The sequence below is a fragment of the Pseudoalteromonas sp. ESRF-bin5 genome (assembly GCF_002632075.1).
GTDB lineage: Bacteria > Pseudomonadota > Gammaproteobacteria > Enterobacterales > Alteromonadaceae > Pseudoalteromonas > Pseudoalteromonas marina.
Genome location: NZ_NTLW01000007.1, coordinates 1 through 1,489, shown reverse-complemented (window position 1 = coordinate 1,489; position 1,489 = coordinate 1). Strand labels below are relative to the sequence as shown.

Sequence of the window (1,489 nt, the reverse complement as noted above, 5' to 3'; positions counted from 1 at the left end):
GTTATTAGGTTGTGTAGGTCGGATAAGCGAAGCGCCAACGACTAAGCATTAACGTATGAATATCTAGCGCCTCGGCAACGTCCTTTGACATGACATCGTATCGTAAGCTTAGTTCGACTGCTTTGATTTTGAAATTAACGGGGTAAAACCATGTTTTTCTAGATTGGGTATACCTAGGCATTTTAGCCTCCTCAAAGTAATGAGGAGGTGTCCACTAAAACGGGGGAGGAGTAATTACCCTTTTGAGTGCATTGTTATGTTTTCAATACGTTGCAACTTCACTAAGCCACCAATTTAACTTATCATCCAATTCCCAAATTTCGACGGTAATTACAGACAATTGAATTACTTGTTTCTCTGATTGAAAATCTAAAGCTTCTAATTCTAATTCTCCAGTTTCCCAAAGTGTCGCTCTTGAAACTAACTTTTCTGTATCAAGATCTATGTAGCGAGCTTTTTTAGAATCACCTAGTACTTTAGTGATAGTAGCTTTATAGCCTTCACTTTCAAATATCTTAGTTTTAGATATTTTCCATTCTTCTAGGTAACTCAGTAATTTATTCATATCGTGTAAACTTATTGTGATAACACTGAAACATAACTTTTCAATAACGGGCGCAGGCACGTAGGGCATAATGGCGAAGCCGCCCTGCGTGTATGCGTTCCAGCGAACGAAGTGAGCGAGTTTATTGAGTTGTTATATTTACTCACAAACTTCCTTGTGTTTAGCAAGTTTATCCCTTATGAATTCAAGTGTCTGGTTGGAAATTTTTTCATTGTCTTGCTCTACTGTTGAACGTTTAGTTGAATAAGTAGTGCCTGACTTTTTCGAAGTATACCTAAGAATATCGTTTCCCAATGTATCAATGGAATAGGTAACTTTGGGGCTGACGCATGCGCTTAAAACTTTAGTACCATCTTCACTATGCATTCCAACTATAGAAGTTGAGATTTCGTTTGAAGCTAACTCCCAATAACCAAATTGAATATGCCACTGTTCAACTTCACCCTCGTTTAATTTTTGCTGTAGAGAAGCGTAAGTGCCGTCTATTCCACGAAATGTAAGAAATAGCCTATTTTTATCTTCGGTTTCGCCAATCCAATATCCAGTAACATCTGTAACGACAGCGGATGAAAAGAAAGCTAAAAGAAGTAAATACATTCAATGTATGCCTAGGTAAATATAACAATTTAATCAAAGGACACTTTCCCTATATTAGCTTAAAAAGGTCCTAATTCATGAGTTTTTACTATTAGCAAATAGTGTAACTTATTGCCAGCTATAAATATTATGCTTAATTTAGGTTATTTAAGCATGTAGAAAAAAGGAAAGTTTCCTCTTATTAGTCCTAAACTAGCGCTCACCTTGGTAAAGGTTGCTTTGCATTGTGAATTCATCGTTGTCTTTTTGGCCAACCCTCGGGTTTTTATCTGATTTTTAAGCTTAGATTTTGTCGCATTTATAGTGTTTTTCTAGCTTGCTCAATAC

General features: G+C 36.4%; 2 protein-coding genes and 1 pseudogene. All 3 read right to left on the bottom strand.

The genetic code is table 11. The features are described 5' to 3' along the window. Window positions 1–22: 22 nt before the first annotated feature. Window positions 23–181 (bottom strand): annotated as a pseudogene (locus BCG07_RS00080) (transposase); the annotation flags it as partial. An 81-nt stretch (window positions 182–262) separates the two neighbouring features. Next, on the bottom strand, window positions 263–565 hold the full coding sequence (locus tag BCG07_RS00075; RefSeq protein WP_033024886.1) for an immunity protein TriTu family protein: 303 nt from the start codon (window positions 563–565) through the stop codon (window positions 263–265). Window positions 566–703: 138 nt separating this feature from the next. Continuing rightward, complete coding sequence (locus BCG07_RS00070; RefSeq protein ID WP_033024881.1) at window positions 704–1,162, bottom strand: hypothetical protein; 459 nt, start codon at window positions 1,160–1,162, stop codon at window positions 704–706. Window positions 1,163–1,489 lie beyond the last annotated feature (327 nt).